This window comes from Desulfovibrio intestinivivus (genome assembly GCF_053570665.1).
Genome location: NZ_JBRBQT010000001.1, coordinates 1,323,437 through 1,347,951, shown reverse-complemented (window position 1 = coordinate 1,347,951; position 24,515 = coordinate 1,323,437). Strand labels below are relative to the sequence as shown.

The 24,515-nt window shown below is 54.2% G+C and carries 17 protein-coding genes and 2 tRNA genes; 10 read left to right on the top strand and 9 right to left on the bottom strand.

Annotated elements, in window-relative coordinates; translation table 11 throughout:
- Window positions 1-8 precede the first annotated feature (8 nt).
- Window positions 9-1,871 (top strand): DEAD/DEAH box helicase, encoded by a 1,863-nt coding sequence (locus ACUZ9P_RS05730; protein ID WP_449248993.1) that lies wholly within the window; start codon window positions 9-11, stop codon window positions 1,869-1,871.
- Between the two features lie 251 nt (window positions 1,872-2,122).
- Here ACUZ9P_RS05730 and ACUZ9P_RS05725 read toward each other — a convergent pair.
- Together ACUZ9P_RS05725 and ACUZ9P_RS05720 are read right to left on the bottom strand one after the other, a co-directional pair.
- Window positions 2,123-2,198: transfer RNA gene (locus tag ACUZ9P_RS05725), tRNA-Lys, on the bottom strand.
- A 92-nt stretch (window positions 2,199-2,290) separates the two neighbouring features.
- Window positions 2,291-4,024: a glutamine--tRNA ligase/YqeY domain fusion protein gene (locus tag ACUZ9P_RS05720; RefSeq protein WP_449248992.1), complete on the bottom strand. Its 1,734-nt coding sequence runs from the start codon at window positions 4,022-4,024 to the stop codon at window positions 2,291-2,293.
- A 207-nt stretch (window positions 4,025-4,231) separates the two neighbouring features.
- Here ACUZ9P_RS05720 and ACUZ9P_RS05715 point away from each other — a divergent pair.
- Window positions 4,232-4,326 (top strand) — tRNA-Ser (locus ACUZ9P_RS05715).
- A 162-nt stretch (window positions 4,327-4,488) separates the two neighbouring features.
- On the opposite strand, the gene ACUZ9P_RS05710 is transcribed toward ACUZ9P_RS05715, so the two are convergent.
- A complete protein-coding gene (locus tag ACUZ9P_RS05710) occupies window positions 4,489-5,664 on the bottom strand; it encodes an ISL3 family transposase (RefSeq protein ID WP_449248906.1) in 1,176 nt (391 codons plus the stop codon).
- A 416-nt stretch (window positions 5,665-6,080) separates the two neighbouring features.
- Here ACUZ9P_RS05710 and ACUZ9P_RS05705 point away from each other — a divergent pair, with 416 nt between their 5' ends.
- A complete protein-coding gene (locus tag ACUZ9P_RS05705; RefSeq protein WP_449248991.1) occupies window positions 6,081-7,559 on the top strand; it encodes a sulfatase-like hydrolase/transferase in 1,479 nt (492 codons plus the stop codon).
- Window positions 7,560-7,596: 37 nt separating this feature from the next.
- Window positions 7,597-7,959, top strand: a complete 363-nt coding sequence (locus ACUZ9P_RS05700; protein ID WP_449248990.1) for a diacylglycerol kinase — start codon at window positions 7,597-7,599, stop codon at window positions 7,957-7,959.
- A 345-nt stretch (window positions 7,960-8,304) separates the two neighbouring features.
- Here ACUZ9P_RS05700 and ACUZ9P_RS05695 read toward each other — a convergent pair whose 3' ends face one another.
- Entirely contained in the window at window positions 8,305-9,729 is a 1,425-nt protein-coding gene (locus ACUZ9P_RS05695) for a diguanylate cyclase (RefSeq protein WP_449248989.1), read from the bottom strand.
- Window positions 9,730-9,802: 73 nt separating this feature from the next.
- On the opposite strand from ACUZ9P_RS05695, the gene ACUZ9P_RS05690 reads away from it, so the two are divergent.
- The 3 genes from ACUZ9P_RS05690 (at window position 9,803) to ACUZ9P_RS05680 (ending at window position 12,845) form a co-directional block, all read left to right on the top strand.
- Window positions 9,803-10,024, top strand: coding sequence for a hypothetical protein (locus tag ACUZ9P_RS05690; protein WP_449248988.1), 222 nt, complete (start codon window positions 9,803-9,805; stop codon window positions 10,022-10,024).
- A gap of 741 nt (window positions 10,025-10,765) precedes the next feature.
- Window positions 10,766-11,800, top strand: a complete 1,035-nt coding sequence (locus ACUZ9P_RS05685) for a glycosyltransferase WbsX family protein (RefSeq protein ID WP_449248987.1) — start codon at window positions 10,766-10,768, stop codon at window positions 11,798-11,800.
- A 304-nt stretch (window positions 11,801-12,104) separates the two neighbouring features.
- Window positions 12,105-12,845, top strand: coding sequence for a hypothetical protein (locus tag ACUZ9P_RS05680; protein ID WP_449248986.1), 741 nt, complete (start codon window positions 12,105-12,107; stop codon window positions 12,843-12,845).
- Between the two features lie 53 nt (window positions 12,846-12,898).
- On the opposite strand, the gene ACUZ9P_RS05675 is transcribed toward ACUZ9P_RS05680, so the two are convergent.
- Entirely contained in the window at window positions 12,899-14,149 is a 1,251-nt protein-coding gene (locus tag ACUZ9P_RS05675; protein WP_449248985.1) for an HD-GYP domain-containing protein, read from the bottom strand.
- 438 nt (window positions 14,150-14,587) lie between these two features.
- On the opposite strand from ACUZ9P_RS05675, the gene ACUZ9P_RS05670 reads away from it, so the two are divergent.
- Entirely contained in the window at window positions 14,588-15,052 is a 465-nt protein-coding gene (locus tag ACUZ9P_RS05670) for a VOC family protein (protein WP_449248984.1), read from the top strand.
- A 93-nt stretch (window positions 15,053-15,145) separates the two neighbouring features.
- On the opposite strand, the gene ACUZ9P_RS05665 is transcribed toward ACUZ9P_RS05670, so the two are convergent.
- Window positions 15,146-17,458, bottom strand: a complete 2,313-nt coding sequence (locus ACUZ9P_RS05665) for a methyl-accepting chemotaxis protein (protein ID WP_449248983.1) — start codon at window positions 17,456-17,458, stop codon at window positions 15,146-15,148.
- A gap of 285 nt (window positions 17,459-17,743) precedes the next feature.
- On the opposite strand from ACUZ9P_RS05665, the gene ACUZ9P_RS05660 reads away from it, so the two are divergent.
- Together ACUZ9P_RS05660 and ACUZ9P_RS05655 are read left to right on the top strand one after the other, a co-directional pair.
- Entirely contained in the window at window positions 17,744-19,399 is a 1,656-nt protein-coding gene (locus ACUZ9P_RS05660) for a DUF6056 family protein (protein WP_449248982.1), read from the top strand.
- A gap of 37 nt (window positions 19,400-19,436) precedes the next feature.
- The gene (locus ACUZ9P_RS05655; RefSeq protein ID WP_449248981.1) at window positions 19,437-20,390 is read left to right on the top strand and encodes a glycosyltransferase family 2 protein; all 954 of its coding nucleotides are present in this window, start codon (window positions 19,437-19,439) and stop codon (window positions 20,388-20,390) included.
- A 201-nt stretch (window positions 20,391-20,591) separates the two neighbouring features.
- On the opposite strand, the gene ACUZ9P_RS05650 is transcribed toward ACUZ9P_RS05655, so the two are convergent.
- The 3 genes from ACUZ9P_RS05650 to ACUZ9P_RS05640 all read right to left on the bottom strand — a co-directional run bounded on the left by ACUZ9P_RS05650 (window position 20,592) and on the right by ACUZ9P_RS05640 (window position 24,375).
- Window positions 20,592-21,059: a pyridoxamine 5'-phosphate oxidase family protein gene (locus ACUZ9P_RS05650; RefSeq protein WP_449248980.1), complete on the bottom strand. Its 468-nt coding sequence runs from the start codon at window positions 21,057-21,059 to the stop codon at window positions 20,592-20,594.
- A 281-nt stretch (window positions 21,060-21,340) separates the two neighbouring features.
- Window positions 21,341-22,906: a sigma-54-dependent transcriptional regulator gene (locus ACUZ9P_RS05645; protein ID WP_449248979.1), complete on the bottom strand. Its 1,566-nt coding sequence runs from the start codon at window positions 22,904-22,906 to the stop codon at window positions 21,341-21,343.
- Complete coding sequence (locus tag ACUZ9P_RS05640; protein WP_449248978.1) at window positions 22,903-24,375, bottom strand: sensor histidine kinase; 1,473 nt, start codon at window positions 24,373-24,375, stop codon at window positions 22,903-22,905. Before ACUZ9P_RS05640 ends, ACUZ9P_RS05645 begins: the two co-directional genes overlap by 4 nt.
- Between the last annotated feature and the right edge of the window lie 140 nt (window positions 24,376-24,515).

Below are 24,515 nucleotides of genomic sequence, written 5' to 3'. Positions count from 1 at the left end.
GGAACAGCATGTCCCCATCGTTCGAAGATTTTCATTTGTCCCCGGAATTGTTGCAGGCCGTCAAGGATATGGGTTTTGAAGAACCCTCTCCTATTCAGGTGCTTGCCGTACCCTTTCTGCTGACTGGCCGCGACGCGGTAGGCCAGGCCCAGACCGGCACCGGCAAAACAGCGGCCTTTGGCATGCCCATTCTGGAAAAGCTCACCCCCGCAAGAGCGGTGCAGTCGCTGGTGCTTTGCCCCACGCGCGAGCTTGCCATTCAGGTCGCCGAAGAGTTCAGCAAACTGGCCGCCCGCATGCGCGGCGTTGCCATTTTGCCCATATACGGCGGTCAGGCCATTGAACGCCAGCTCCGCGCTCTTGAACGCGGCGTGCAGGTGGTGGTAGGCACCCCTGGCCGCGTCATGGATCACCTCCAGCGCGGCACCCTCCGCCTGGGTGGCGCAACTACTGTTGTGCTTGATGAAGCCGACGAAATGCTCGATATGGGCTTTCGCGAAGATATAGAAGCCATTCTGGAGCGGGTGCCCGCTGAATGCCAGCGCGTGCTTTTTTCGGCCACCATGCCCCCGGCTATTTTGCAGTTGAGCAAGCGTTTTCTGCGTGAGCCGGAAATGCTGGCCATTGCCCAGAAGACTCTGACCGTGCCCGCCATTGAACAGGTCTACTACGAAGTGCGCCCCCATCAGAAGATGGACGCGCTGTGCCGGGTGCTGGACGCACAGGGATTCCGCAAGGCCCTGGTGTTCTGCTCCACCAAGCGCAGCGTGGACGAAGTGACGGCCCACCTGCAGCAGCGCGGCTATCAGAGCGATGGCCTGCACGGCGACCTTGCCCAGTCGCAGCGCGACAGGGTCATGCAGCGTTTTCGCGGTGAAGGGCTGGACATTCTGATCGCCACAGACGTTGCCGCGCGCGGCATTGACGTGGACGATGTGGATGCCGTGGTCAACTACGACATTCCCCATGACGCAGAGCGCTACGTGCACCGCATTGGCCGCACCGGGCGCGCTGGCCGCGTGGGCAAGGCCTTTACCTTTGTGACCCTGCGCGAGCAGCACAAGCTGCGCGATATTATCCGGCATACCAAGGCCCGCATCCAGCAGGAACGCCTGCCCTCGTTGCGCGACGTTGCCAACATCCGCACCTCGCGGCTGCTGGATGAAGTGCGCGCCACGCTCACCGCAGGGGCGCTGGAAAGCTGCATGCAGATGGTTGAAGACTTTTTGTCCGAACAGTTTGCCGATGATGTCATCACCAGCCGCGATGTGGCCGCAGCCCTGCTCAAGCTGCTGATGCAGCGCGATTTTGGCGATGCCACCAACGTGCCCGAAGAAGATCCGCTGTCCGAAGCGCCCCGCCGCTTTGGCCGCGATGGTCGTGATGGTCGCGATGGCCGTGACGGGTTCCGTCAGGGCGACCGCGATGGCGCCCGCCCGCGCCGCAACGATGCGCCCATGACCCGCCTGCACATCAGCGTGGGCCATGCCCACAAGGTTTCGCCCGGTGAAATGGTGGGTGCCATCACCGGAGAATGCGGCATTGCTGGCCGCAGCATCGGTGCCATCAGCATTCAGAAGCATTTCAGCCTTGTTGAAGTGCAGAGCGAGTTTGCCGATGACGTGCTGGCCGTTCTCAACCGGGGCGTATTTATTGCTGGTACCCGCGTGACCGCCAAGCTGGACGCTGGCGGCGGCTCGTTCCAGCGCAAGAGCTTCGGCCCCGGCCCCCGCGCACCGCGTGGCCCCCGGCCAGGATACCCTGCCCGCAATCCGCGTGATGGCGGCGGAAACAGTGGCGGCGGCAAGCGTTTTACACACCCCGACAAATGGGGCAGAAAACCGCGCGGCGCAGAAGACGAAAAGGATTAAGCTTTGTTGCTAGCACAACGGCCCGTTGGCTCTTAGAGTCAACGGGCCGTTTTTATTTCATCTACGTGCCACCCGTCAGGATTGCCAGAGAATGGAAACTGCCCCCCCATCCGCCATCAAGACCACGCAGACCAGCACGGGAGGCTCCTTCCCTCTTATATTGGGTGACGCCCCAATCTCAGATGCGCTTATCCCTTTATATACCCCAAAAAAAGGGCTTATGGCGGTTAGCCATAAGCCCTTGAAATATATGGTGGGTCGTGCGGGGATCGAACCTGCGACTCTCTGCTTAAAAGGCAGATACTCTACCTACTGAGTTAACGACCCGTAGAGACGCGGAATATAGCGACAGCCTTAGCAACTGTCAAGCGCGTCTTGCAACAAAATGCCGATCAAACCCATATTTGCTCAAAAAGCAGCTATGCGCCCTTCTTTTCCAGCTTGGCCCATGTGTCGCGCAGCGTGGTTGTGCGGTTGAACACGGGCTTGGCATCGGTGCTGTCCTTGTCCTTGCAGTAGTAGCCAAGGCGCTCGAACTGCATCTTGTCCCCTGCCTTGAAAGTAGCCAGGGCTGGTTCCAGCAGGGCCTCCACCTTTGTGAGCGATTCGGGATTAAGGTTATCCAGAAACGTCTTGCCCTCGGGTGCGGCATTGGGGTTTTCCACCGCGAAAAGCTGGTCGTACAGGCGCACTTCTGCGGGGATGGCGTGTGCCGCCGACACCCAATGGATGGTTCCCTTCACCTTGCGGCCATCGGGGCTTTGCCCGCCCTTGCTTTCCGGGTCGTACACGCAGCGCAGTTCAACCACATTGCCCGCATCGTCCAGCACGGCCTCGCGGCAGGTGATAAAGTAGGCGTAGCGCAGGCGCACTTCCGCACCCGGGGCCAGCCGGTGGAACTTCTTGGGCGGCTCAAGGCGGAAGTCGTCCCGCTCAATATACAGCTCGCGCGAGAACGGCACCTTGCGGCTGCCATAGGAGGCATCTTCCGGGTGGTAGGGCATGTCAAACTCTTCCACCTGGCCTACGGGATAGTTCTCAATAACCACCTTCACCGGGTCGAGAACGGCCATAACGCGCGGGGTATGCTCATTAAGATATTCGCGCACGCAGAACTCGAGCATGGAGTATTCCACGGTGGAATCGGCGCGGGCCAGACCGATACGGGAGCAGAATTCGCGCAGGGCCTCGGGCGGGATGCCCCGGCGGCGCATACCGCTCAGGGTGGGCATGCGGGGATCATCCCAGCCTGTAACGTGTCCTTCCTTCACAAGCTGAATGAGCTTGCGCTTGGAGAGTACCGTATAGGTGACATTGAGCCGCGCAAATTCGATCTGCTGCGGACGGTATGCACCGAGGGTTTTGAGCACCCAGTCGTACAGTTCGCGGTTATTGATGAATTCCAGCGTGCAGAGTGAGTGGGTAATACCCTCGATGGAGTCGGACAGGCAATGGGTATAGTCGTACATGGGGTAGATGCACCACTTGTTGCCCGTGCGATGATGTTCCGCATGGCGGATGCGGTACAGCGTGGGATCGCGCATGACCACGTTGGGCGAGGACATGTCGATCTTGGCGCGCAGCACCTTTTGACCATCGCCAAATTCGCCCGCGCGCATGCGGCGGAACAGATCAAGATTTTCGTCCACGCCCCGGTTGCGCCAGGGGCTTTCGCGCCCGGGCTCGGTCAGCGTGCCGCGATATTCGCGGATTTCTTCCGCCGAGAGGTCGTCCACATAGGCCTTGCCCATCTTGATGAGCTGTTCGGCGTAGTCATACAGCTTCTCGAAGTAGTTGGAAGCGTAAAATTCGCGGTCGTCCCACACGCCGCCAAGCCAGCGCACATCCTCACGGATGGAATCAACGTATTCCGTTTCTTCCTTGGTGGGGTTGGTGTCGTCAAAGCGCAGGTTGCACAGCCCGCCAAACTCTTTGGCAACGCCAAAGTTAAGGCAGATGGACTTGGCATGCCCCAGATGCAGATACCCGTTCGGCTCTGGAGGAAAACGCGTATGTACGCGATTGCCGAATCGGCCCGAAGCGTTGTCTTCAGTTATACGGGTGCGGATGAAATCCAGGCCGACTTTTGCGGTATCGCCAGTGGCGGTGCCTTCAGCAACAGTGGCGGGTGTCGTATCATTTTCGGGGGCCATAATGCGCTCCAATAGTTCCATTTAATGAGAAGTCCATAAAATTACGCCAAGCTGCGCCCCCGGTCAATGTGTGGCTGTGTCAGCCGTACGATCCGCTTGCGATGCCCTTTTATTTATAGATGGCAGAACATTCTTGACAGGTGCCGCCGTCTAGGCTAGCTTGCTTTTCTGCATTCCGGTTCGCTTAATTGCTGGCCTGATGCATGCGGAGAGGTGTCCGAGCCGGCCGAAGGAGCTCGCCTGCTAAGCGAGTATACGGGCTTAAACCTGTATCGAGAGTTCAAATCTCTCCCTCTCCGCCACATACGCAAGTAAAACGGCGAGTTACTGTTAAAGGTAACTCGCCGTTTTTGCGTTCTAGCGGGGGTGAAATTCCGAGTGTTGCGGGCTCTACACCAAAGACGGGGGCAAGCCCCTTCAGCGGGCATTTTTCCGCCAGGTTTCTGAACAATTCTCCAGCCATTTCAGCAGCACAGAACGCGCACTCTCAACCTATAATTTTCGAAATTACGGAAGCCATACGCACGCCGCTGGATCAACTTCATTTTACGGTGAAAACCTTCTGTGATGCCGTTATTTCGGGTAAACCGGAACATTCGGGCCACTTCTTCCCGCCAATTATGCAACGTCTTACCCAGGGTGCGCAATGGCGCGAAGGGCGTTTTTCGAAGGTGATCAATTTTATCTAACAATTCAGCTACATACCTGCGACAGCAATCGACACTTTGCGCCCGTACACGCAATAAGTCCGCTGTTTCATGTAAAAATTCATACAGTGATTCAATGTCCGGCCTGTCAGCAAAGTATGCTCGTAATCGCTCTTTCTGTGAGTTTGTTAACCGATCACGGCGAGTCAGCAAAAGACGCATCATACCGCCTCGCCCATAAGCAAGTTGTTTTTCATCAATTGCCTTGCACAGCTCTGAAAAGTGCTGATTCACCAGCCTGATAACATGAAATCTGTCCGCAACAATGTGCGCATTGGGAAACCACTCCCTCACAAGTCGCCGATACGCAGAGTTCATATCAATACAGACCATTTTAACTTTGTGGCGGCCTTGCAACGATTGCAAAAAATCGCGCATATCGGCGGCGCTGCGCCCTTTAACCACATCAAAGACCCTGCGGCGGGCCAAGTCGCAAAATGTGGTTGCAAAGCCCTGCCTGCGCGTAAATCTATGCTCATCAATGCCCAGAATGCGCGGGCATGTGCGGTTTGCCCAGTGGCTGCTCTTGTGCTGCATCATCTGGTGGTAATAGCGCTCCACGCTGGCTACGCCTATGCGGTGCTCGTCGGCGATGTCCTTGCAGGAAACACCTTTGTTGTAGGCCTGAAAAATGTTGCGCTTGAGCAGCTCTGTTGTTCTGCTCCACACTTTTATGCCTGCAAGTCTGGTATTAAAATATCTACCGCATTCTTCGCATCGGTATTTGTGGCAGCGAATCACCAGGCGTGACGCCCTTCCATGAATGGAAATATTACGGATCGTCCGCCAGAATGAGTCCTTGATGCGTAGTTTCTCGCATGCGCAGTGTGGGCACGTATTCTTGCCCGTCCACCTTGCCTCAAAAACCGGGGGCATACGACTCACCACTTTTTCGATTGCAAAATCCCGCAAGCCAATTAAAAATTGTTCCACAGGGCCTTCTCTTCTTTTCTTTGGTCGGAAAACAAAGGTTGCCCTGGTGGGCATACCAGCTTTGCTTGGTATGCCCATTTTTTCTTGGAGCCGCTATGCCCCCGTCTTTGAGGTAGAGCCGGATGTCGGGAATTTTGATCAAGCCAACGGCGGGCCTTACCGACAGATATTTGAGCTGCCGCGCAGCAACAGCACTGGGCACGCAGTCGGCAAACGTAATCGGGCGGGAGCAAGAAAACTCTCTGTTATCCATATCAACTGTTAAACTAGTTTCAGCGCAGCTTCAGACAACGTTCCGCCCCTCCCAAGCCAAGTCAGGGGGACATCCGGTCGAAATAAAGGCAACGCCATACAGCTCCGTTGACATCTTTGTTCTTGGCATATAGTGATTTTCGACAATATACCAGGAGGCAACCTTGAACTTTCGCGCAATCAAAGAATGGATTCCATTCTTTTTCCTGGTATCTCTCACCGCAGGCATAAGTACTTTTTGCCAAATCTGGAGCATCCACCCGTCTGCCCCGATCATAGGCATTAACTTTCTGGCAAGCCTTGCTGCTCTTTCTTTTGCAACTAAAAAAACTTGTGTGATTATTTTTTTATTGCAGTGCATATCGAGCATCATACTAACTTCAGCTGCTTCAGCCCTAAAAGAGCCGCTCACACTAACGGCTATTCTGAATGGCATGGATTATGCTCTTGATTTTGGATCGTCTATTTACATTTATATTCACGTACATATGGCATTATTTTTTGTAATATGCCTAATTCTTCAACTAATTTGTGTTTATAAGATCAACCTGAACGTTAAAAGAACGAAAATTGGCATCATTTCTCTAATTGCACTGCTTTCAGTTTATGCCATAAGTTTTATTTCCCTGCCGCTGTCTGCATTCTGGCCAAATGAAAAAATTGAGCCTGGCGAAGTTGTAAACTGGAACCCACCGGAAAGACGATCTTTACACAAACGTGGCTATCTAGCCACATACCTTATAGAACTCTTCACAGGATATACCTCAAGGGTCATGCAACTTCAGCCAGTTATGGATACACCCAACGGCATTGAAGAGATACCTGCCTTAAAAGCAACAGGGAAGATTATCTTTATCCAAGTTGAAAGTCTTGACTACGATCTGCTCAACACTACCGTTGGGGATGAATATGTAATGCCTTTTTTGCACGACCTGCAAAAAGCCGCGATAATTATTCCCATTGACGGTGCAAAAAAGCTTGGATCTGCAAATTCTGACTTTGAAATTTTCACAGGAAATATTGCATCATCGAATTATATACATTATACATTCACCAAAACATTCCCAAACTCCCTTTTGTCAGAGATATCAAAGAAAATTTCACCCTCATTTGCTTTTCATGGAATGCCCTATTTTTATATGAACCAGGGGCCAGCATATACGGCCCAGGGCGTTGAGCACGTCTTATGCCTTGAAGAAATGCAGAGCGAAGGAATCACGCCGCGCCACATGTGGGGAGACGGCGTAATTGCCGATCAAGACATGTTCCCGCTCGCTTTAAGCAAAATTCCTCAAAGTGGAAACTTTTTTCAATTCATAATTACAATGAATATGCACACCTTTGAAAATCCGCGCGACGTGTGCCCACAAATGCATTTTACTACCGGAGATGATAACGGTTTTTACTCGTGCAGCAGATCGACAGATGATGCCATACGAGACTATATCACACAGGTTCCTGCAGGCACGTTAGTGGCAATATGGGGGGATCATCGTTCGTACTCCAGAGATGGCTCTGGAAAAATTCCATTCATTGCCTTCATCAAAGGCGAAGAACACCCCTTTGACGGCTCTCATCTTCAGGGTCTGACGCGCAGTAAAATGCATTTCTACCTTGAAAAAATCATTCGGCCTATTCTATAGTCAAAAACAAGACGGATTAAATACAGGTTTTAATCTTATGAAAAACTTTATTGAATTAGTACGTCGGCGACTTATCTCCGCTACAAAATATTCTATCGATGGTTTTACTGACGCCTTTCGCCATGAGGAAGCCTTTCGGCTAGAGCTTCTTGTTTTTATTGTTTTGATAGTTGTTCTTTTTTTTGTTCCATGGCCGTTATGGAAGAAAATTTTACTGCCAACAGGTTTTACACTCGTGCTTTTGGCTGAATTACTAAATTCAGCCATAGAAAATATTTGCGATATAATTCATCCACAGGAATCAAAGCTTGTAAAAGCCGCAAAAGACAAAGGTTCCATGGCGGTATTGATTGCTTTGATTGCAAATTTTTTCCTTCTTCTTGCTTTGATAGTTGCTTAGTTGCCATATCCCTATTGATGGACATTATTGCAAATGAAACTGCTGGCCAATTTAATCATCAATAGCCTTTGACAGATGAAAAGTAATGAGAGATCGGATCAATCTCTCTCACCGCCACACTAGCGAATAAAACGGCGAGTCACCATTAAAGGTAACTCACCGTTTTTGCGTCTGAAAGAGATGGAATGCGGCGCGGCTATATACGGTTGCAATATCGCCCAGCTGAACAAAAATCAGGGAACTTATTCCCCCCCGCAGCACTGCCTGCCCCCCTCTTGGAAAGACAGCCTCAGAGGCGTTGTGTGGAAATGATGCCTGCCTCCCCAATTTATCCATGCGGCCACGTTACTTAGCTGTAGTCTCAACCCCGGTTAAAAAAGCGAAGTATTTGCCGTCTTCCTTAACCATGTGGTTCAGCACGAGGTCGTGTATTATGCATTGCAGCATTTGCACAGGGGACACCGGGTTTTCCCCATCCTGTTTGAGCAGACCAGCGCACTTTTGCAGCAATTCTTTGTGCCGGGCCGCATGCTCGTCAACCTCCGGGTACCCACTGCTGCGCAGCACGGCTTCTTCGTCATTAAAATGTTTTTCTACAATATGGTACACATCGTTAAACCGGGGAGTGAGGTCAAGAGCATCTCCCTCTGCGAGCACTCGCTCAAGCAGGCTGTTCACAATGGAAACCAGCTCCATGTGTTGCTCGTCCAGCTCCGCATTGCCGGAAGCATACTCGCTGTTCCATAGCACTTTCAGCCCCAAGCTGTTCCCATTGTGCATCTGGGCATACATCCCGTCTTCATCTGACCGGAATTTAACGCAGTTACGGCCTTCATGCTTTGCCAGATAGAGCTGTTCATCCGCGCGTTGCACAATCAGCTCTGGAGTCGTGGATTCCTGACAGATGCAGGACACGACCCCAACACTGACCGTCACCACCCTGGCTACCTGTGACGCCGCATGGGGAATCCCGCTCTGCATGACAGCCTTGCGTATGCGTTCGGCCAGGCTCACTGCGCCAAGAATGTCGGTTTCGGGCAACAGGCAGACAAATTCCTCTCCACCATACCGCGCGGCCATATCTGTGGGACGGTTAAGGCATTGCGCTACGGTCTGAGCAACAGCCTGAAGGCATTCATCACCCTTCACATGGCCGTATGTGTCATTGTAATTCTTGAAAAAATCTATGTCCAACATGATAAGCGAAAGCCTTGCCCCGGAGCGGATGTGGCGATTTCGCTCATAAGCGAGCATGGCGTCAAAATGCCGCCTGTTGGAAATTTTTGTCAGGCCATCCTCGTTGGTCATGAGTTCGAGCTTGCGGTTGGATTCCGCGAGGGCGATCTCTGCAAGCTTTCGTTCCGTAATGTCTTCGTGCGCCACCACAACCATGCGCGGGCCGTCTCCGCAGAAAGGGTTGACCCTGCCCAAAAACCAGCGCTTTTGCTCTGGCGAGTGGCAGCCATATTCCATGGAGAACGTTTCAAGCTTACATTCAAGAACATCCCTTATGCCCTGAGCAAATGAATTGGCTTCCAGGGCATTATCAACACGCACGCCTTCGCAGACACGTAGATAATTTACCCCTTCGGAAACAAACTCCTGCGACATGCCATTTGCAACAGCAAAGTTGCGCCAGGCCTGATTGACCAGCACAATCTCACCTTCGGCGTTGATGAGTGCGATATTGGCGGAAAGGCCGTCGAGCGTGGACTCCAGAAACTGCTTGGAAGCACGCAACTGGTCGGACAGCTTCTGGCTCACCAGCATAATGAGCCCTATTGTCCAAAAGGTGCTGGTGGTCATAAGGAGAAAATACGTTGCAGCCAGAGGGGATGGGCTTGTGAACAAGGCCATCCCCGGCCCTCCCCACCAGGGAAAAAACGCGAAAACAAAAAGCCACAGCGTATTAAAAATAAACACATACTTTAAAAATTTGGCAGGCAGCGTATGCTTACAGTTGCCGCCAGCAACTGTAATGGCTGAAAACAGCGATAGGATGGAACAGGAGAAAGAAAGGAGTGTTCGCCGTAAAAATATGCTGCCTTCAATAAACGCCAAATAGCTCAGCGCAATCAGCGACACAATCACTATACTCAGCACAGGACGCAGCAGTTTTTTATTTTCCACAAATTCGGCAAGGCCAATATATATGCACAAAAAGCAAAGCAAAAACGAAGCTGTATAAGTAAATATTGCAATACTGGCTACTAACTGGACGTCTCTGAACGAATTCATGAAAAATCCAAAAACCATCAGCACGCTGCCCGCTATCCACCACTGAATTCCCTGCCCGCCCTTGTTGATCCGATACTGGAGTATAAAGGCGACAAACTGGGTACAGCAGCACAAACCATAGCAAACAACTAAAGTTTTTATATCAATAAATTCAAGCATATTGCTAAAACTCACGGTTAAGGGATCACCTACTTCGGCTTGCTTACATCAACACAGGGCTGACTGATTGTAAACAGCATTATGCGACGCGCGGGTGTAACACCAACGGCATGGAGCTTCACTAACCGAGTGCGGCTGGATAAATGGGATGACAGGATCGCCAGCCAAGCGCGCATTCGGGCTTGCCCCCGCGGTATTGGGGCAAGCTTGCCTGTGTGGGCCTCTTCTCAACGGCTGCCAGCCCCTTATGCGCCTCGGCACACTTTCCCATAGTGACTTTCAGGCTTCTTCATGTTTCTGTAAAAAGAATTCACCGTTATCGTCAGTAACCGGCCTCCTCCCGTATCGTTTGTTCTTCAGACAATATGGGCGGGTTTTGTTGATGTTCAATGAACAGCTATGGCAAAATATGATGAAAGCTATCGCGTTCTATTTGCCGCAATTTCATGTCATTCCAGAAAATGACATCTACGGCAAAAATTTTACGGAATGGTGCAACGTTCGAGGGGCCGTTCCTCTGTATGATGGGCATGCCCAGCCGCATATTCCTCACGATATTCTGGGCTACTATGATCTTACAGACGAAAAGATCCTGACAAAGCAGCATCACATCGCCTGGGATAACAACGTTACGGCATTCTGCTATTATTACTACAACATGGCTGGCCGCGCACTTTTAGATGCGCCCCTGCACATCATCAACAAAAGCCGCCTGATACGGAACGAATTTTGCCTCTGCTGGGCGCACGAATCATGGTACGACAATACCCAGCCCCAGAGGATAAAACCGTTCATCGCGCAGGGATATTCACCGGAAAATGCCAGGAAGATTATCCGCGACCTGGCGCAGTATTTTGACAACCCGCGCCATATCAGAATAGACGGCAAACCCCTGCTGCTGGTCTTTGCACCGGAGCGCAATCCCCTGATGTCTGTGTATAGCCAGATATGGCGCGAAGAAGCGTGGGCCATGGGGCACACAGAACTTTGTCTGGCTGGCGTGGAATGTCACGTGGGGCAGCATCCCGCCAATCTGGGGTTTGACATGATGGTGGAATTTGCCCCAAACCTGAACCCCATGAACATGCTCTCCACTGCAGGAGAAGAACCCCGCCGTTTTGATTATGCTGCCACCGTGCAAGACATGCTGCTGAAAGAAACCCCCGCCTACACGCGGCTACGCTGCGTCTTCCCCGGCTGGGACAACACACCACGGCGCGGCAGCCACGGACTATCTTTTGAGCGCACCTCAGTGGATGTGTTCACCGCTGCCCTGCGCGCCATGGCGCAGCACACCCGCGAGTATCTGCCGGAGAACTTGCAATATATTTTTATCAACGCATGGAATGAATGGGGCGAGGGTTGCCATCTGGAGCCGGATCAAAAAGACGGCTTTGCGTATCTGCACGCAGTGCGCATGATCATGAACGAATTCAACACCTAGACTGCATCCCCATTGGGGAGGTGTTTTACGACAGCAAAAGATCTAGTGGGCAAGCAAAAGGGCGAAGTACCGCGATGCAACCCACCCTTTCTATTGCAACGCAAGCATCATTTACGCTCTGCCCCATACCGGTGTAATGAAAATCCCAAATGGCGCGTAACTCGCCTTTTTTTCTGACAACTCACCCACTTGCGAGCCGATACGAAATCATATTTTATCAGAACCATACTTTACAAATATTCGTGCGCTGGGCAAATTAAAGCCTGTCAACACGCCCAATCATTCGTTATAGCCGGGACACACCATGAATACTCACGCGCCGCTACGTTATGCCGCGGCTATTTCAATTTTACTTGTTGTTCTCGCGTTACAAGGATGCGGCGTCAGATCCATCTCTGATTCCGGCTATCAGGCGGAGGCGGGCAGATTGCGGCAAGCAGGCCATTCTCTTTACAAAGGAGAGTTGACCGAATTTGAAGTGTTGGGGGTCAATCCTACCGCTTCAGTCTCGCAGGAAGAAATCCAGCGCGCACTGGAAAACAGGCAACAGTTTTCCCTGCCGAAAGGCTCCTCTGTCATGCTTATCCAGTCAGGGGCCATCATGCCGGATGACAGCATGATCCAGGCTTTGGAAGCGCATTATCGGGTTGCGGCATTTTCCGGCATTCCTGCGGGCCAGGGCGACAGCAGTCATGCAGCAGCTTTACGGTTGGCTGCGGCAAAGGGCAATTGCACAAAAATACTGGTCTATTGGGGGGTTCTGGAAACAGCGCAAAAAGATATGAGCACAAAAGCGGTTTCCTGGGTTCCCATAGTTGGCGGCATTATTCCAGATGAATCGCAGGAAATGCGAATCCGCCTGAAAATGGCTCTCATTGATGTTGCAACAGGTCAGTGGGAAGCTTTTTCACCCAAGCCGATTCAGGATACATCGGCCAGTGCGCGCTACACACGCGCGTCTTCAGATCAGCAACAAGTGTCTGTTCTTAAAGCCCAGGCATATGCGGAACTGGCTCACGCCATCGTAAAAAAATACGCTGAATAGCCTGAGAGCAATGCAGAGCCGAGCGGCCCGGCGCAGTGCACTGGCAATGCCAGCTAACTGACTGACTCCGGCCTGTATTGTTCCCTGATGTTCTGCTGGCACTGCAACACAATAGCGTTTATTTCATCCTTGTGCCCTTCTATGGCATCAAACATTTGATCGGAAATCTTTGCAGAAATACTTTTTCTGATTATCTCAAAGGCCGTATCAATAGGCAGACTTTTGCGATACGGGCGATCTTCCATCAAGGCCGCAATCACATCTGAAAACGCCAGTATTTTTGAACCCACATCCAGATTCTCATCTTGCAGGGAATACGGATACCCAGATCCATCGACCTTTTCGTGATGGTTCTTGGCCCAGAGCACAATTTCATAAAACCACTCAGAAATGCTGAGACTGCTCAGTATCTGCCCCGTATAATACGTATGCAGTTTGACCTGATCGAATTCATCATCGGTGAGCGGGCCTCCCTTTTCAATAAGACCGGGGTCGATCCCAATTTTACCTATATCGTGCAGATAGCCGCTGATCTTCAGCTTCAGGCAGCGTTCGCGGGAAAAACCAAATATTTTGCCTAGTTCGCAGGCAAGATTGGCTACCGTGTAGGAATGTGAGGCAGTAAAATGGCTTCGAAAATCAATGATGCGCGAAATGGTCAAGGCAAAATCGAGAACATTTTCAAGTGTAAGATCAAAATTCATCGACGAATCGACCAGCCTGAAAAGCTGATCAAGCTCGAGATTATTGATTTCAATCCAGAAGATATCCGGGGCTGATGCCTGCACAAAGGCAGCAAAGACATCCGGATGAAACGTGGTCGAAACGTTGTCCCTGATTTTTTCTATGACCGAGGCTTTTTGCTTGAGCACAAAAACATCTGGCTTGATCAGCACGTCAACCCGGTCCGCAAGGTGAAGTATGTGACTGTCCAGCAGCACCTCGCCTTCTTCCATATCCAGCGATGCATCATAGTGGATATGATGATGCCTGATGATCCTGGCAACGTCCTTGAACGGGCCGAATGACGAAAGCATTCTGTATCCCATTTCACAGTGCGGCCTTGGATTATGCACATCTGCCTGAATGAGCGCATCGCGCTCCTGAACAGACAAGGCTCCAACATCATGAACCGCAGCTGCAATGATCAGTCTGAAGAGCTGATCACAGTCAAGATTCATTTTTTTGCCAATATGGTATGCAATGACTGCTGTACGCCTATGGTGCGACTTTAACAGGTAATTGCAGCTATCGATGGATTTTATGATAGGGACAGCCAATTCTTTAAGGGAGATAGCTTCCATGACAGGCATCCTTGCGTTAGAGTAAGGCAAAGATAACTTTTTTTACTAAACCATGCAGCGCATAGCAAGAGGTTTACCAGTAAACGCAAAAACAATCCAATTCAACACTACAGTTAGACATTTTTTATGACAAGAACATGGTCAACAAGCAAGGATAGTATTTAGGCGCATTCAATCAATACGATAACAGTAATAAGTTATCCTTATCGATAATAACAACAATCGATAGCCATGCAATAAACTGCCGGATAACTCTTACCCAACGATCACAGAAGTCATAAAACCCTGTTTTGGCAGGGCGTTGGCATTGATAATGCCGTCCGCATGGCATACATATCGGACCCCCCCCAAGAATCCACGCGCCGAGGTCTTGCGCCGAGCTAGTGCCTGCTTGCCTTTTGGCCTTTCCATTCCCCATATACCGCTTCAGGAGACGCCATGTTCCGCTATGTGCACACAAATATCATTGCAAAGGATGCCGCCAGACTCATTGCCTTTTACAAGCAGACGCTGCATTGCTCGAGCATAGGGCAAACGCGTGATCTGCGAGGGCCGTGGCTTGACCGGCTCACCGGTTTGCCCAAGCCCCACATTACTGGCGAGCATCTGCTGCTGCCCGGCTATGACGACAGCCACCCAACGCTTGAAATTTTTTCATACGACAGTCTGCGCGACACCCTGCCGCCGGAGGTCAACCGCCCCGGCTTTGCGCACATTGCATTTGAAGTGGATGACGTGGAAACAACCCTGGCAGAGATCGTTGCCGCAGGTGGTGGGCAGGTTGGCGAGGTTGTCACAGCCGCCTACCCCAAAGACATGGAAGCGGTTTTTGTGTACGCGCGCGACCCAGAGGGCAACATTATTGAGCTGCAAAGCTGGCGCAAGATGGAGACAAATTCATAATCAGCTTTTCCACTGCTCTTCCAGACAGACAAAAGCCCCTGCTGCCCGGTAATTTCGGGCAGCAGGGGCTTTTGCAAAACACGGTAGCCGGTGCTAACTGGAGCGCAAGGCCGCTATAAGCTGTTCAAGCTTTTTGGTCTGAGCCACGAGGGCTTCAACCGCCTCGGTTGACTGAGCCATGGCATCGTCCGTCTCAGTTGCGATAACGCTGATGGAACTGACCGCACGGTTTATCTCTTCAGATGTGGCAGACTGCTGCTCGGCGGCAGTAGCAATGGAACGCACCTGGTCCCCTGCAGATTCAACCATCTCAACGATTTCAGCCAGGGCCTCGCCAGAGCGTTGGGCCAGCCCTGTGGCCTGGGTTACGCGCTCCACAGCGGCATCCATCTGTGCCGCAGCGGTATTGGTGCCGCTTTGTATGCCACCAATGGCCGTGCGCACCTCGGTGGTAGCGTGGGCGGTTTTTTCCGCCAGCTTGCGCACTTCGTCGGCCACCACGGCAAAACCACGTCCGGCCTCGCCAGCGCGCGCCGCCTCAATGGCTGCATTGAGCGCCAGAAGGTTGGTCTGATCGGCGATGTCTGAAATAACGCCCATGATGGCTCCAATGCCTTGCGCCTGCTCGCCCAGGCTGCGCATGCTGTCGGTCATCTGCCCTGCTTCATTGCGGATGCTCAGCACTGCGGCACTGACTTCCTCCACCAGCCGGGCGCCATCCTGCGCCTTCAGCTTGGCTTTTTCGGCATTCTCCGATGTGGCCGAGGCACTTCTGGCTACCTCAAGAATTGTGGCGTTCATCTCTTCCACGGCATTGGCGGTGTCGCTCACGCGACCACTCTGCTCGCGCGCGCCCTCGCTCGAATGCGCGATCTGCTGCGAAAGCTGCTGTGAGGCTGTAGCGATATTTTCCGCCACTTGCGAAACCTCAACGGCAGTCTGGGCAATGGCCGTATTCTGCGCTTCAATGCGCGTTTTCTGACCGTAAATTTCCGTCAGATCCGTCCAGAATGTAATGGAACCCAGCATGCCGCCGTCCAGATCAAAAAATGGCGTTGTCTGCACGGAAACCCGCAATTGTTTTCCAGACTGCGTCGTATAGTCAAACTCACGGTTCAGAGCCTTGCGTTCCTTGATGGCCCGGTCAGACAGCGTCTCATGATTGGCATCCCCCCACGTGAAAAGCCCCGAGCGCTGCCCCAGATATGTATCTTTGGGATCTGCCTTGCCCAGCAAGCTGCACACCTGCTCATTCAGCCAGGTCACCTTGAAATCGCTGCCCACGATGTAGCATGGCGTAGGTATGCCGTTCAGCACCCCCTGCGCAAAACCAAGGCGTTTTTTCAGCTCGTCCACCATGGTGCAGAGGTGCCCGGCAAAGCGTTTCATCTCTGCACGGTATTTGCCTGCGAGCACGGCCTTGAAATCGCCCTGCGCCACGGCTTCTGTAAAATCTGTGAGCTGTTGCAGGGGAGCGAACACAAGCTTGCGGTTCACAACGCGTATCACCAGAGTCAGCAGAACAACCGCGCCCAGGCCCACCATGTACAGCACAGACCGCTGATCCGCCGCTGGCGCTGTAAGCTCGGAATCATAGGCGCTCATGCACACAAGCCACCCTGTAACCGGGATTTTGGCCACAGACATGAACTTGTCCTCACCTTTCCATTCATAGCTGAAGGTTCCGCTGCCCTTTGCGAGCGCATCCTGGATGAATTTTTCCTTGGAATAATCCTGAAGCAGCAGCTTTTTGTCCATGCTGTGGGAAATGAAACGGCCACTCTGGTCGATGGTAAAGCCGTATCCGCGCCGCCCCAGCCGGATAGGATCAATGGTTTTTTCCGTGAAATCCGTCCAGCGGGGGCACACGGCCACAGCGCCGAGCAACGAGCCATCCTTGCCGCGCACTGCTTTGGCCGCCACGTAGATCAGCACGTCGCCCGAGGTGGCTTTCATGACGCTTCCGCTCAGGGCTACATCCTTGCCGCTGAATATCTGGCGGGCATAATCCCGATCAGCCCTGTTGCCCCCGGTCAGGTCGCCCATATCAGAATTGACCCCGGCAACAATACGCCCCTTGAGGTCAAAAAGCAGAAATGACCAATACCCCGGCAAGGATTTGACATAGCTTGTCAACAATTCCTGCGCTTCCTGGGGCTGACCGGCAAAGGCTTTCAGCACAGGTTCCTGCCGGGAAAGGATGGTGGCCACGTCCACGGACTGCTGGATGTATATTTCAGCCGAACGCGCCACAGTTTTGCTGGCTTCGTTCAAGGCCTCGGTCTGCACTCCGGCAACCATGCGGTAGGACGAGGTGGACACGTAGATGACTAGCACGGTAATCACGGCAACAACCGCTGCCGTTACGGACAATGTGCAGATAGTATTGATGCTGATCTGGCGCATGGAAAACTCCGAAAAGCAGAGGTGGGCGTGGTTCGCTACAGGGGGTTCGGGGCTGAAGGCTGAGAGACATTTTCGCATTAATTTCTACCAGTATTGCTTCTTAACGACAATACCTGTCAAAACATTAGAACAACAGCCTGCTCCCCGGCATCAGCAGAACACCCCCTTGGGCTGCATATAAACACATTGACACCGAAAGATATTTACTAATAGATACCTGCTACAGAAACGCATCTCGGGCTTTCAGCCCTTTTCCCTGACAGCATGGGCCAGGACTTTTACGAAATGCAACACACTGAATTAAATTCCGCCGCACAGGCGGCTCAAAAATCCACTCAATTACGTCGCAATCGCCTTATTTTCACAGGCCTGCTCATTATAACCATCATGTCATGGTTCTGCGCCATGACGCCGTGGGTCAGCGATGATCATGCCTTTTCGAGCATTTATCCTGGCTGCACCGGCCTGTGGGACATGCAGGTGCTCGAATACCAGGAATGGAGTGGAAAATTTATCGGGCATTTCATGTCTCGCGTGCTGCTGCGCGGGCCTGCCTGGCTGCACCCCCTGCTCACTCCAGCCATGTTTCTGCTGCTCGTTGCCAGCGGCTCGCTACTGGCCTTGGGCGCGCAGTGGCGTGAACGCCTGAGCGCGTGGCACCTCGCTGTCATGGCCGGGCTTGTGTGGATTGCCCTGCCCGCCTTTGGAACCGTTTTTTTCTGGCGCACCGGCACGGGTGATTACGGATACAGCCTCGTGTGGGGCGTTCTTTTTCTTGTGCCGTACCGCATTTGGGCCGACAAGGCAGACTTCCGCATGCCCGGCGGCCTGCTTTATGCGCTTGTGGGTGTTCTTGCAGGCTGGAGCAACGAAAATGTCGGCATGCTGGTTCTGCTTGCAGCTCTGGGCGTGACGCTGTTCCGCTGGCGCACATCTCGCAGCGTGCCTGAGTGGGCACTCTCGGGCATTGTGGGGGCAGCCTTTGGCTGGGGCATGATGATGGCCGCGCCGGGCAATGCCGTGCGCCTCGCAGCCGTTGGCGGCGCGGAAAAAATCCCGCTGTTGTCCCTGCCTGCTTTTTTGCGCTTTTTGGAGTTCTGGGGCACGCAACAGATTGAAATGCTGCCTTATTTTCTTGCAGCCCTGGCGCTTGCATGGCTGTTGCGCCGCCGGGGGCTTTTAAAGCCTGCCGCCTGGGTCCCTTCCGTAATTTTCTTTCTCATGGCCCAGGCCAGCCTTGCAGCCTTTATTGCCAGCCCCTCAACACCCTACAGGGCCATGAGCGCAACTTTCTTTTTTGCCGTGCTCTGCCCGTTTTCCCTGCTTGCAGCCCTGAACCCCTCAAGCATCAGGGCCAAAGCTCTTTTTATCATATTCTGCACCCTGCTGCTCTCAAGCGTACTGCTTGAGGCCCGCGTTTTTCTTATGGCGCAGCCGGTCATTGCCACGCACCACCAAAACACCCTGCGCAGCGTAGACTACCCGGAAACAGACAAGTATTTCTTTCCCGGCTACGACATCCGCGAGGTAAACCTTTTTTCAACGGATTGGCGTGGTCTTGTGCCGTGGAACGAGTCGCAAACGTTGCGCGTCTTTGAAGCGCCCGGTGCTCGCGCGCTGGTGGCATGCAATATTGCGTTTTTCGGCAACCTGCCCCAGGGCAAAGTCCATGTGGCAGCCAGGATACGTACAGCCACCACTGCAAGCCTGTTGCAACAGGCAGCAAGGGCCTTGTTTGAAAGCCCCGACGAAGGACTTATTTCAGCCAGAACAGTTGCTCTGCGGTATTTTCCCGCATCCGCCACTGTTACGGACGATGGCAAGGCAGCGGTGTTTATTCCCGGCATCAAATCTGTGGACGACATTGCCTATATCGCTGTAGAACAGCCTGGAGCGCCCCTTGTGTGGCGCAGAGCAAGTGCGTCTCATTCGCAAAACTGATCGCACCCAACGTACTCTCCGCATGGAGGAATAAGCCTTGTCCCGCACCGCCCCATTGTTGGCACTGGTTGTACCCTGCTATAATGAAGAGGAAACCCTGCCGCGCACCCTTGATGCCCTGGCCGGTCTGTTGACCGACCTCAAAGAACAGGGCCGTGTGCATGCGGAGAGTTTTGCCCTCTATGTGAACGATGGCAGCCGTGACCGCACTTGGGAGCTGCTTGAAGAACGGCACGCAAGTGATCCCTTTTGCCGGGCTGCAAGCTTTGCCGCCAATGCAGGGCACCAGAACGCCGTTTGGGCGGGCATGGTCACGGCGCGCGACATGAGCGTGGACTGCATCATCAGCCTTGATGCCGACTTGCAGGATGACATTGCCGCCATCCCTGAAATGATTGACCGCTATATGGAAGGCAACGATATCGTCTACGGCGTGCGTAACGACCGCAGCACTGATACGCCTTTCAAACGGCGCACTGCGCACCTGTTTTACGGATTCATGCGCTGGCTCAAGGTGCCGTTGATCCCCGACCATGCCGACTACCGACTTGTGGCCCGCCCCGTGCTGGAAGCGCTGGACGAAATTCACGAGCATTCACTTTTTCTGCGCGGAATTTTTCCGGCTCTCGGCTTTAAAAGCGCGCAGGTCTTCTACGTGCGCCAATGCCGCATGGCTGGCGAAAGCAAGTATCCTTTCTGGAAGATGGTGTCTTTTGCCTGGAAGGGCATTACGGCATGCAGCGTTGCGCCCCTGCGCATTGCGGGCCTTATGAGCATGCTCTGCATGCTGGCGGCGCTGGCCTTCAGCGGTGTTTCCCTGCTCAAATACGTCATGGGCGAAACCATTCAGGGCTGGACATCACTGATTATTGTAGTCTTGCTGCTGGGCTCTGTGCAGCTTTTCTGCATGGCGCTGGTTGGTGAATATCTTGCCAAAGTCTTTACTGAAGTGCGCCAGAGGCCCCGCTACATCATTGCCAAAAAACTGTAGACGCACGCTGTAACGGAATACGCGCGGCACCTCCCGCAAGAGATTTGAGGAAGCTGCCTAGCCGTCGGCGCGAAACTGAGTTGCCGAACTGCCACGAGCACGCTGGCAAGGCAACATCTGCAACAAGCCCGCGTCTAGTATAAAAACAGCCCAATGCTGATGCATTGGGCTGTTTTTATTTTCGCATAGCCAATAGCCGCGTCAGGAATAATATTTGCCAGTGATTTCCTGAATCTTAATCTCAACCACTGCCGTCATTTTAAGCATATTTTCAGGGTAAGCCGCACCTGCGTGCTGGGGCGTGTGCTTGGCCACAATGGCGTCAAGAGCGGCGATTTTTACGGCCCGGTCATTCACTACAGCGGCGTTGCCTGTAATGATCACGCTCTGATAGGCGGTATTGGTGTCGCAGGGGACATCTGCCTGAATAAATGAATGCTGTCCTTCAACTTCAAAGCAGACCCTGGAGTCGGCGCGCAGGTTTTTCAGCTTTTGCCCCGCTGCCAACCCGTGAAAGTAAATATGCCCGTTCATAAACACAAAATGTACTGGTGTTACGTAGGGGAAACCATTTTCGCCCAGAGTGGCCAGATGCCCAACCTGAACAGAGCCCAACAGGGAATCTATCTGTTCAGTGGTCAAGGGGTGTTCTTTCATACGTGCCTGCATGGTTCCTCCAAGGTAAACAGATACAGAAAGCGCAGTGTGAGAGACCTTGCCTGCATCGTGCTGCGCGTGCTGAAAATATGCACTTGCTCGGTGCAGAATAAAAAAACTTTTCGCTCACTCGCTCTCTCCAAAGAATCACTATATTTCAGTTCTGTTGCATTTCAAAGTGAAATACTGCGCACCGGGCAAGTATATTTATTCACGCACGGGATTATCACAGGCAAAATCATGAACGTGCGCTGCCAGCACAATACGCATCGGGCTGTCGCGCTGCCGCAGAGTTACACGCCGTATTCCCGCAGCTTCCGCCACAGGGATGATCGGCTGATGCCCAACATGTCGGCGGCCAGAGTACGGTTGTCGCCCGCCAGTTCAAGTGCGTGCAAGATGTGCTGCTTTTCCATTTCGGCCAGCGGAACAAGGGGGGTCGCTGCGCCTGGTGCTGGCGCGGCTGGCACCGGTGCACATGGCTTTGTTGCCTGGGGGCAAACCGGGGTTGCAGCGGCGGCATCCTCTTGCCGGACGGCGACAGAAGAAGAACCGGGATTGCGGACGGACAGAGGGGCGGCCGCTTCGGAGACTTCCGGAGGCAAATGCGCCAGCCCTATGCTGCCGCCCGGCGGGCAAAACACCGCCGCCCGCTCAAGAATATTGGCCAGCTCGCGCACGTTGCCGGGGAAGGGATACTGCCGCAGCGCATCAAGGGCGTTATCTTCAATCTCCAGCGGCACTGCCCCGCCCTGCTCCGCCAGCCGCGCAAGAAAAAACCGCGCCAGCAGGGGAATGTCCTCAGCCCTGCTGCGCAGGGGCGGCAATTCCTGCGTTACCACAGCCACGCGGTAATACAGATCGCGCCGGAAGCGCCCGGCCTCCACCTCTTCCTTAAGGTTGCGGTTGGTGGCGGCGATAATGCGCACGTCCACGGGTATGTCCACGGTGCCGCCCACACGGCGCAGGTTCTGCTCCTGCAAGACGCGCAACAGCTTGACCTGCATGCCCGCCGACATTTCACCCATCTCGTCCAGAAACAGCGTGCCGCCGCTGGCGGCCTCAAACAGACCTTCCTTGCGCCGCACCGCGCCGGAAAACGCCCCCTGCTCATGCCCGAAAAGCTCACTTTCGAGCAGCTCCGGCGAGAGCGCGCCACAGTTGATCGCCAGAAAGCGCCGACGCGCCCGCTGGCTCTGGGCATGCATGGTGCGGGCCGCCAGTTCCTTGCCGGTGCCTGTTTCACCTTGCAGCAGCACGGCCACATCTGTGGGGGCCAGCCGCATGAGCGCCTGCCGCAGGCCGCACATGGCTGGCGACATGCCCACCATTTCCGGCACGGAGCCGCTGGCCTCAAGCTGGGCGCGCATCTGGACGACCTGTTGACGCAGGCGGCGCTTCTCCAGCGCCCGCGCCACGAGCATGCGCGCTTCTTCCAGCGAATAGGGTTTTGCCAGATAATGAAAGGCCCCCAGCCGCATGGCCTCCACGGCGCTTTCAATCATCGGGTAGCCCGTGACCATGATGACTTCCACATCCGGTTTGCTGGAGCGTACCGCCTTGAGCACTTCCATGCCGTTCATGCCCGCCATGGCGATATCGGTGATGACCACGTCAAAATCCTGCTCGGCCAGCAGTTTCAGGCCTTCTTCGCCGCTGCCCGCCTGAGCCGATTCATGCCCGCCGCGCTCCAGGGCGCGCGCAAGGTTGGCGCGGGCCATGCGCTCATCGTCAATGATCAGCAACCGACCACCGCCCCCAGCCCGCTGCGCGGCGTCAAGCCCGTGCCCGTGCCGAGCTTCGCCGGAGTTTGTCTGTGCGGGTGATTGCTCCGAAAGCCGGAACCGTTCCGTAGTCATGCCTCTGCTCCTGAACCGTCTGCGTCATGCCGTTCCGCAAGAGGCAGACGCACGGTAAAACACGCCCCTTGCCCCGGTTGGCTCTGTACTTCGAGCGTTCCCTTGTGCTTGCCCACAATGCCAAAGGCTATGGACAAACCAAGGCCCGTCCCCTCGCCCACGGGCTTGAGGCTGAAAAAAGGATCAAACACCCGGCCAAGATTCTCGGGTTCAATACCTTTGCCAGAGTCGCGCACGCGCAGTTCCGCCATACCCGCCGGTTCGTCCACAGAGGCGGTGATATGCACTTCGCCCTTGCCGTTCATGGCCTGTGCCGCATTGAGGAGGAGGTTGATAAGCACCTCCTGCATGCGCTGGGCGTCCACGGGCAGTTGCAGCCCTTCAGGCACGTCTACCGTTATACGCACGGCCGCACCCATGTCGTGCCGCACAAGGCCCACAGCTCTGCGCACAAGACCGGAAAGATCATGCAGGGCAACGGTAAAGGGCCGGTCACGCGCAAAATCCAGCAGCCCGCGCACAATATCGCGGGCGCGCACAACCTCGGCCTGGATTTCATCCAGCTGCGCCGTCACGTCTTCCGCCGTGGGCATGGGGCGCAGCCCCTGCCGGGCATCGTTGACATCCTCGCCAAGCAGCTGACAGCCAACGGAAATATTGTTGAGGGGATTATTCAGCTGGTGGGCCACGCCGGAGGTCAGCACGCCAAGAGAAGCCAGCTTTTTTTCCTGCAACAGCAGGGCGTGGCGCTTTTCCAACTCCGCCGCCATACCGTCAAGCGTCTGGAGCACATGGCGCGCTTCTTCCTCAAGCTGCGGCGGGGGCGGCGGCAGGGGCATGCCCGCGCCAACACTGCGCGCGGCGCTTTCAATGGCCCCAAGGGCGCGCATGATATGCCTGCCTATGAGCCAGGCAAAGGCCACCCCGCAGGCCAGCAGGGCCGCAATGGCCCCCAGCAGCTGAGTGCGCAGATCCCCCACGGCGGTAAAAATGCCCTGACGCATGCGGCGCACCGCCGAATCAGCCAGCTCGCTAAGGCGCTGCCCCTGATCGGTGAGCGCAGCGCCGTCTGTGGGCTGATCCTCCAGCAGGGCCTCATAGGTACCGATGCCTTCCAGCAACAGGTCGAGATTATGGTGCGCGCCGTCGCCCACCCGGCGGCCCATGGCTGCGTTATAATCCTGCCCCACGGATGTGGCCCGCTCCCGCGCCAGCTCCACAAAACTGCGCAGGGCAAGCAGGTCGCCCTTTCTGCCGGGAAAAAGTTGCAGATTTTTTTCGTACCTGCGCATCTCGAGCACATCGCTGCGCAGGTCGTCCACCATATCGATCAGGCGGGCTGCCCTGTCGATGCGCCCCAGATCATAACAGGCAATGCCGCCCAAAAGCAGCAGCATGACCAGAAACAGGCCCGTGCCCACGGCAATCTTGCCGCGAATGGTATGCCATATGAAAAAATGCGGAAGCATGCCTCACCCCCGCAGGCGCAAGAGTTTACACCCGCGCCCGACGCTGTTTCAATTTGCAACAGCGTATAAAAATAAAACAAAACTGACAAGCCCTGGTCTGCAACACATTGCAGCCCTTTCCTGTTTGAGCATGTCAGAAT

What these genes read in the sequence shown, in the direction of transcription:
- ACUZ9P_RS05720 (WP_449248992.1), bottom strand. Translation starts at nt 4,024, where the DNA reads ATGGCCCCCGAAAATGATACGACACCCGCCACTGTTGCTGAAGGCACC.
- ACUZ9P_RS05665 (WP_449248983.1), bottom strand. Translation starts at nt 17,458, where the DNA reads ATGCGCCAGATCAGCATCAATACTATCTGCACATTGTCCGTAACGGCA.
- ACUZ9P_RS05700 (WP_449248990.1), top strand. Translation starts at nt 7,597, where the DNA reads ATGAAAAACTTTATTGAATTAGTACGTCGGCGACTTATCTCCGCTACA.
- ACUZ9P_RS05730 (WP_449248993.1), top strand. Translation starts at nt 9, where the DNA reads ATGTCCCCATCGTTCGAAGATTTTCATTTGTCCCCGGAATTGTTGCAG.
- ACUZ9P_RS05680 (WP_449248986.1), top strand. Translation starts at nt 12,105, where the DNA reads ATGAATACTCACGCGCCGCTACGTTATGCCGCGGCTATTTCAATTTTA.
- ACUZ9P_RS05640 (WP_449248978.1), bottom strand. Translation starts at nt 24,375, where the DNA reads ATGCTTCCGCATTTTTTCATATGGCATACCATTCGCGGCAAGATTGCC.
- ACUZ9P_RS05645 (WP_449248979.1), bottom strand. Translation starts at nt 22,906, where the DNA reads ATGACTACGGAACGGTTCCGGCTTTCGGAGCAATCACCCGCACAGACA.
- ACUZ9P_RS05685 (WP_449248987.1), top strand. Translation starts at nt 10,766, where the DNA reads ATGATGAAAGCTATCGCGTTCTATTTGCCGCAATTTCATGTCATTCCA.
- ACUZ9P_RS05670 (WP_449248984.1), top strand. Translation starts at nt 14,588, where the DNA reads ATGTTCCGCTATGTGCACACAAATATCATTGCAAAGGATGCCGCCAGA.
- ACUZ9P_RS05695 (WP_449248989.1), bottom strand. Translation starts at nt 9,729, where the DNA reads ATGCTGGTGAGCCAGAAGCTGTCCGACCAGTTGCGTGCTTCCAAGCAG.
- ACUZ9P_RS05675 (WP_449248985.1), bottom strand. Translation starts at nt 14,149, where the DNA reads ATGGAAGCTATCTCCCTTAAAGAATTGGCTGTCCCTATCATAAAATCC.
- ACUZ9P_RS05650 (WP_449248980.1), bottom strand. Translation starts at nt 21,059, where the DNA reads ATGCAGGCACGTATGAAAGAACACCCCTTGACCACTGAACAGATAGAT.
- ACUZ9P_RS05660 (WP_449248982.1), top strand. Translation starts at nt 17,744, where the DNA reads ATGCAACACACTGAATTAAATTCCGCCGCACAGGCGGCTCAAAAATCC.